Here is a 6,721-nt window from a genome sequence, read left to right on the forward strand (position 1 = left end):
GATGAGCGCACCCACGGCGGCGCTGCCCAGGACGGCACCGACCTGCCGGGTGGTGTTGTAGACACCCGACCCGGCCCCCGCCTGATGCGGCGGCAGGCCGTGCGTCGCGGTGGCGGCCAGCGGCGACCAGATGCCGGCCATCGCGGCGCCCATGAGGGCGATCGGCAGCAGCAGCTGCCACACCGGCGAGTCGGGCGTCATCACCGCGGCCAGCCACGCCAGCGACACGGCGAGCAGCGCGAATCCGGTGCCGGCGATGTAGCGCGGATGGGTCCGGTCCACGAGCCGCCCGACCATCGGGGCGAGCACGCCGGTGAGGACCGCCATCGGGGCCATCAGCAACGCCGACTCCGTGGGTGTCCAGCCGCGCACGCCCTGGGCGTAGAACATCAGCGGCAGCACCATCGCGGTGACCGAGAAGCCCATCGTGGCGATGCCGATGTTGGCCAGCGAGAAGTTGCGGTCGTGGAACAGGCCGAGCGGAACGAGCGGCTCCCCGCGCCCCCGGGACTGGTACCACACGAACACCGCCAGCAGCGCCACCCCGGCAGAGATCAGCACCCACACGGGAGTGGACCAGTCGTAGGAGTTGCCCTCCTGGATACCGAACACGAGACAGAACATGCCCGCGCCGCTGAGCAGCACGCCGAGGAGGTCGAACCGGTGCGGATGGGTGGGCAGCGCCGGGACCAGCCGCGCCGCGAGGACGAAACCGACGATCCCGACCGGCACGTTCACGAAGAAGATCCATTCCCAGCCGAGGTTGTCGACGAGGACACCGCCGGCCAGCGGGCCCACGAGGGTCGCGACCCCCGCCACCGCGCCCCACAGGCCCATCGCGGTGCCTCGCCGGTCGGGCGGGAAGGTGCGGGTGATGATCGCCATCGTCTGCGGGGTCATCAGGGCCGCGCCGAGGCCCTGGAAGACCCGGGCGACCACGAGGGCGGCGACGGTGCCGGACAATCCGCACCACAGCGACGCCGCGGTGAACAGCACCAGGCCCGCCAGGTAGACGCGCTTCGGGCCGAACCGGTCGCCGAGGCGGCCGGTGACCAGCAGCGGCACCGCGTATGCCAGCAGGTACGCGCTGGTGACCCACACGACGTTGTTGATGTCGGTGTCCAGCGCCCGCATGATCGCCGGGTTGGCGACCGCCACGATGGTGCTGTCCACCAGGATCATGAAGAACCCGAGGCACAGCGCCCACAGCGCCGGCCACGGATTTGTCTCGGTCTCCACCCGCACGTCCTCCGCTCGTAGGCGTCTACGGTAGCGCCGTGGACGGACATCTCCTGGACATCGTGCGGCTGGCCTGGTGCCGCGAACTCGGGCTCGACGACGGAGCGCTCGCCGCGCCGGGACGGGTGACGCGGGTGGACGACGCGTCCGCGCTGGTCCGGGTGCTGCGCCTCGGTGAGGCCACCGCGGTGGTGGGTCCGGGCTGGGCGGTCGAGGCCGTCGCGGCGGTGCCCGACGCGGAGCTGGACGCGTCGGCGTTGCTCGACCTGACCCGCGGCCGCGCGGTGCGCAGCCACGCGCTGAGTTACTGCGCCGACTGGGTCGACGCGACGCGGGTGCGCGATCCGCTGATCTCCCACGAGGTCGACGATCTCGCGGAGCTGTTGCGGCGCTGCCCACCCGACGACGCGACCGAGGCGGGACTCGAGAATGTGAACGGGGAGGCCTCGTCGTTCGTGCTGCTCGACGACGACCACCGGCCGCTGTCGGGGGCGGTGTACCGGGAGGTGCAGTCGATCCTGGCGGACGTGACGGCACTGACCGTGCCGGAGCACCGCCGGATCGGTCTGGCGGCGACGGTCGCGACGCTCGCGACGCACGACGCGCTCGACGCCGGGCTGATCCCGCAGTGGCGGGCCCGGCGCGACAACACCGCGGGCCGTGGCCTGGCCGCGGTGCTGGGATACACCGAACTGGGTACCCACACCTCGGTGGCCGTACCGGCTAGCGTCTGAACGGGCCGCACCGAGCGAAGGGAGCCCTGTGAACGAGCACTCCGGAGGCGACAGCGACGGGTATGTCACGCCCGGCGCCGAGTACAGCCGCGACACGCACTACATCACCACGCGCATCACCGCCGACGGGCGCGACGGGTATCCGGTGGAGGCGGGCCGGTACCGGCTGATCGCCGCCCGCGCCTGCCCGTGGGCGAATCGCACGCTCATCGTGCGCCGGCTGCTGGGGCTCGAGGACGCGCTGTCGCTGGGGTTGTGCGGGCCCACGCACGACGAGCGCAGCTGGACGTTCGATCTCGACCCGGGCGGGGTGGATCCGGTGCTGCAGATCCCGCGGTTGCAGGACGCGTACTTCGCCCGGGACCCCGAGTACCCACGGGGCATCACGGTCCCGGCCGTCGTGGACGTGCCCACCGGCCGGGTGGTCACCAACGATTACGCGCAGATGACCCTGGACTTCTCCACGGAGTGGACGGCGCTGCACCGCGACGGCGCCCCCGACCTCTACCCGGAGCCGTTGCGCGACGAGATCGACGAGGTGGCCCAGCTCGTCTACCAGGACGTCAACAACGGCGTGTACCGGTGCGGGTTCGCCGGGTCGCAGCGCGCGTACGACCGCGCCTTCGACCGGCTGTTCGCGCGGCTGGACTGGCTCGAGGAACGGCTGAGTTCGCGCCGGTACCTGGTGGGCGAGACGATCACCGAGGCGGATGTCCGGCTGTTCACCACGCTGGCCCGCTTCGACGCCGTCTACCACGGGCACTTCAAGTGCAACCGGGGTCTGCTTTCGTCGATGCCGGCGCTGTGGGGGTACGCCCGGGACCTGTTCCAGACGCCGGGCTTCGGCGACACGATCGACTTCGTGCAGATCAAGGAGCACTACTACATCGTGCACGCCGACATCAATCCGACGCAGATCGTGCCGAAGGGCCCCGACCTGAGGGGGTGGCTGACGCCGCACGGCCGGGAAGAGCTGGGCGGCAAGCCGTTCGGTGACGGCACGCCACCGCCCCCGCCGCGGGCGCAGGAGGCGGTGCCGGCCGGTCACGGCGCGTGATTCACGCGCCCGGATAGGTTCCGAAGCTCCAGTACACCCCCTGCGGGTCCCGGCACGTGAAGTCGTGTGAGCCGTAGTCGGTGTCGTGCAGGGCGACGACGATCGTGGCGCCCGCGGCCACGGCGCGTTCGTGCAGCGCGTCGACGGCGGTGGCATCGGGGGCGACGAGGTAGATGCAGCCGGTGCCGGCGGGCGTCTCGATCGGGCCGCCCCGACCGGCCGAGCCGAGCATGACGCCGCCGCCGTGCGGCCATCTCAGCTCGGCGTGGTCGACGCGGTCGCCGTCGCCGTAGACGGCGTTCTCGGTGAAGCCGAACGCGTCGACGAGGAAGCGGATCGCCGCCCGGGCGTCGGTGTAGGAGAGGCAGGGCCATACGGTTGTGGTGAGTGCTGTCGTGGTCATGTCTGCCAGTGTTCGTCGACGGCCGGGTCGCCGTCTTGGACGATTGGGAACTGCTCGTCGCGCAGCCAGCGCGACGGCGGGACCCCGGCGATCTCGCGCCATTCCCGCGCGAGGTGGGCCTGGTCGTAGAACCCGCACCGGGCGGCCACGTCGGCGAGCACGTGCGGCCCGGGGCTGCGCAGCAGCCGACGGGACCGGTCGAATCGGATCACCCGTGCCGCCTCCTTGGGCCCGACCCCGAACTCGGCGGTGAATCGCGACGTCAGATGCCTTCGGCTCCAGCCGATCTCGTCGGCCAGATCGGTGATCCGCGGCCCCGGCGAACGCGGGTCCTGCAGCCTGCGCCACGCGTGCCGCAGGCGGGGATCGATCTCGCCGCGCCCGCCGGCGAGCCGCCGGCCGAGCACCTCGTCGAGGACCCGAAACCGGCTCTCCCACGCCCCGGTGGCGGCGATCCGTTCGCCGAGCTCGCGGGCGGCGGCGCCGAGCACCTCCTCGAGGTCGACGACCCAGGCGCCGAGCGCACCGGCGGGAACGCCCAGCAGCACCCGGGCTCCCGCCGGGGTGAGTGCGAGCTGGATGCCGTGCTGGTTGCCGTCGTGGGCGATGGTGACGGCGGTGGTGGCCAGCCCGCTCGCGAGCGCACCGAACCGGCCGGGCCCCTGGCCCGGTGCGGCGGCCCGCGCGAGTTCGAGCGGTGCGCCGATCGTGAGCACGACGGTCAGGTCCGGGGACGGCAGGCCGAGGTGGGTGCCGGGTGCGAAGCCCGTCAGCCGGTACCCGTCGTAACCGCGCACGTAGGGACGCAGCGACGGGGCGGGCCGCCGCCGGGCACCGTCCGAGATGCCGGTCACGGTCCCAGGGTAAACAGGGATAGAGGACACGCCCATGGGGTACACGGGGTAAGCAGCCGTGGACTCACGGCGGCGCATGCAGGCCCGGGAGGGCCGGGAGGATCGAGGACGGAACGATGACCGACAGGGTGGGACGCGTGGAGAAGTATCTCGTCACGCTCCTGGACAACGGCAGCAGGCTGCAGGCGCCCGCGGTGGCGCGCTACGTCGAACTGACGCGGCGCGCCCATCCCGGCGAGACTCCGGAGCAGATCATTGCGCGGCTGGAGAAGATCTTCCTCAACGGAGTCACCGGCAGCGGCACGGCGGCGGGCGCCGCCGCGACCGTTCCCGGCATCGGCACGCTCGCATCGATCGCCGCGGTCGGCGCCGAAACCGCGTTCTTCCTCGAGGCTGCCGCGCTGCTGACGCTTGCGGTGGCGTCGGTGCACGGGATCGAACCGCACGAGCACGAGCAGCGCCGCGCCCTCGTGCTCGCCGTGGCACTGGGTGAGGCAGGCATGGAGATCGTCGAGCGGGCCACGGGCACGACCGCGAAGACGTGGACGTCGGCGATCACCGGCAAGATCCCCGGCGCCCAGCTGAGGTCCGTGAACAAGTCGCTCGCGCGGACGTTCGTCCGCAAGTACCTCGCCAAGCGCAGCGCCCTCGTGTTCGGCAAGCTGGTGCCGGCCGGGATCGGTGCCGCGATCGGCGGCGTGGGCAACCGCGCGCTGGGCAAGCGGGTCATCGCGAACGCGCGCGATGCGTTCGGCCCGCCGCCGGCGCAGTGGCCGGCGAAGCGTCCGCCGCTCGCCGGACCGGCCACCGGGCCGGACGGCGATCCGAACTGGCAGGCGCTGTCCTCTCCCCTGACCGGCTGGTGAGATGTCCGCGGGCACGGTGTTCGTGCGCGAGAGCGGATCCGGCCCGCGCACCGTGGTCCTCCTGCACGGATACTCCGACCACGGGGGCACCTGGTGCAAGGTGGCCCCGGCCCTGGCCGAACGCCACCGGGTCCTGACCGTCGACCTGCCGGGGTTCGGCCGGAGCGCCGGGCACTGGCGGGCGCCGGTACTGGACCACTACGTCGACACCGTCGCCGACGTGATCGCCGACTGCCGGGATCCGGTTGCGCTGATCGGCAATTCGCTGGGAGCGGTGACGTCGCTGGCGTTCGCGTCGACGTATCCGCGCCGGGTGGACGGCGTCGTACTCGCCGACATGCCGGGGATGGCCGGCATACCGCGCAGCTGGCTGGGCGGAGCGCGGCTGCCGTTGGACATGGTGTCGCGCGCGCTGTCCCGGCCCGTGCCGCCGGCGCTCGTGCAGTTCGCCGTCGCCGCCCTGTACACCCGCGCGGCGCTGCACCGCCCGGACCGGCTGGGCGTCGACACGCGCACCGCGTTCGCGGCGAACTACGCGACACGGCGCAGCATCGAGACCATGCTGGCCGTCGGCCGGGCCGTGATCCCCGAACTGGGCCGGCTGCCGATTCCCGAGATGGTGAACTCCCTGACCGTGCCGGCGCTGCTGGTGTGGGGCGAGCGGGATCTGATCACCCCGGCGCGCGCCGCGGGCCGGGTGAACACCGGGGCCCGGCGACGGGTCGCGATCATTCCGGACGCCGGGCACTGCCCGCAGCTCGACGCCCCGAGCGAATTCCTCGAACTGGTGCTTCCCTTCCTCGACCGGTCCTTCTCCCGGTCCGCCGCGCCGGGCACGTAGGCTCGCGGGGTCCGAGCAGGGGCCCACACCAGGGAGGGTATCGATGACAGCGCCGTTCCCGACGGGGCCGGTCGCCGGCGCCGGGTACGCGAACGCGGCCGCGCCGCCGCCGGGCATCGCCGTGCAGGGGCTGAGCAAGACCTTCCGCAACGTGCCGGCGGTGTCGGACCTGTCGTTCTCCGTCCCGCCGGGATCGATCACGGGATTCCTCGGACCGAACGGCTCCGGGAAGACGACGACCCTGCGGATGCTGCTCGGTCTGGTGCGCCCGACGGCCGGTGCCGCGCTCGTCGACGGGATGCCCTTCACCTCGCTGCCGCAGCCGGCGCGGGTGGTCGGTGCAGTGCTGGACGCGCAGAGCTTCCATCCCAAGCACACCGCCGGAACCCATCTCGACGTGTACGCCGCCGCGATCGGCGTGCCGGCGGCCCGGGTGCGGCACGTTCTCGACCTGGTCGGGCTCGGCGCGGCCGCCCGACGGCAGATCGGCGAGTTCTCCCTCGGCATGCGGCAGCGGCTGGCCCTGGCCACCGCGCTGCTCGGCGAACCGCGCTACCTCGTGCTCGACGAACCGGCGAACGGCCTGGACCCCGAAGGCATGGCCTGGCTGCGCGACTTCCTGCTCGGCTACGCGCGTTCCGGGGGCACCGTGCTGATCTCGAGCCACATCCTGCGGGAGGTCGAGCAGACGGCCGACCGTCTGGTGATCATCAGCCGCGGCATGCTC

General features: G+C 72.5%; 8 protein-coding genes. 5 read left to right on the plus strand and 3 right to left on the minus strand.

Annotation, left to right across the window (positions count from 1 at the left end; all coding sequences use genetic code 11):
- Window positions 1-1,182: DHA2 family efflux MFS transporter permease subunit (locus tag CQZ88_RS09030; RefSeq protein ID WP_258008523.1), on the minus strand; the 1,182-nt coding region annotated here is incomplete at its 3' end.
- A gap of 95 nt (window positions 1,183-1,277) precedes the next feature.
- Here CQZ88_RS09030 and CQZ88_RS09035 point away from each other — a divergent pair.
- A complete protein-coding gene (locus CQZ88_RS09035) occupies window positions 1,278-1,973 on the plus strand; it encodes a GNAT family N-acetyltransferase (protein WP_006938717.1) in 696 nt (231 codons plus the stop codon).
- Window positions 1,974-2,001: 28 nt separating this feature from the next.
- On the plus strand, window positions 2,002-3,030 hold the full coding sequence (locus tag CQZ88_RS09040) for a glutathione S-transferase family protein (protein WP_006938718.1): 1,029 nt from the start codon (window positions 2,002-2,004) through the stop codon (window positions 3,028-3,030).
- A gap of 1 nt (window position 3,031) precedes the next feature.
- Here the strand turns inward: CQZ88_RS09040 and CQZ88_RS09045 are convergent, their stop codons facing one another.
- Both CQZ88_RS09045 and CQZ88_RS09050 read right to left on the minus strand, forming a co-directional pair.
- On the minus strand, window positions 3,032-3,433 hold the full coding sequence (locus tag CQZ88_RS09045; RefSeq protein ID WP_006938720.1) for a VOC family protein: 402 nt from the start codon (window positions 3,431-3,433) through the stop codon (window positions 3,032-3,034).
- Complete coding sequence (locus CQZ88_RS09050; protein WP_006938721.1) at window positions 3,430-4,287, minus strand: AraC family transcriptional regulator; 858 nt, start codon at window positions 4,285-4,287, stop codon at window positions 3,430-3,432. The genes CQZ88_RS09045 and CQZ88_RS09050 overlap by 4 nt, the downstream gene beginning before the upstream one ends.
- Before the next feature lie 116 nt (window positions 4,288-4,403).
- On the opposite strand from CQZ88_RS09050, the gene CQZ88_RS09055 reads away from it, so the two are divergent.
- From CQZ88_RS09055 to CQZ88_RS09065, 3 genes are all read left to right on the plus strand, one after another.
- Complete coding sequence (locus CQZ88_RS09055; RefSeq protein ID WP_029542508.1) at window positions 4,404-5,153, plus strand: hypothetical protein; 750 nt, start codon at window positions 4,404-4,406, stop codon at window positions 5,151-5,153.
- Window position 5,154: 1 nt separating this feature from the next.
- Complete coding sequence (locus CQZ88_RS09060) at window positions 5,155-5,994, plus strand: alpha/beta fold hydrolase (RefSeq protein WP_029542505.1); 840 nt, start codon at window positions 5,155-5,157, stop codon at window positions 5,992-5,994.
- A 43-nt stretch (window positions 5,995-6,037) separates the two neighbouring features.
- Window positions 6,038-6,721 (plus strand): ATP-binding cassette domain-containing protein (locus CQZ88_RS09065; protein ID WP_146034283.1); only part of this gene is annotated, 684 nt, incomplete at its 3' end.

Source organism: Rhodococcus sp. ENV425 (assembly GCF_002887785.1).
Taxonomy (GTDB): Bacteria; Actinomycetota; Actinomycetes; order Mycobacteriales; family Mycobacteriaceae; genus Rhodococcus; species Rhodococcus aetherivorans.

What these genes read in the sequence shown, in the direction of transcription:
- CQZ88_RS09045 (WP_006938720.1), bottom strand. Translation starts at nt 3,433, where the DNA reads ATGACCACGACAGCACTCACCACAACCGTATGGCCCTGCCTCTCCTAC.
- CQZ88_RS09060 (WP_029542505.1), top strand. Translation starts at nt 5,155, where the DNA reads ATGTCCGCGGGCACGGTGTTCGTGCGCGAGAGCGGATCCGGCCCGCGC.
- CQZ88_RS09055 (WP_029542508.1), top strand. Translation starts at nt 4,404, where the DNA reads ATGACCGACAGGGTGGGACGCGTGGAGAAGTATCTCGTCACGCTCCTG.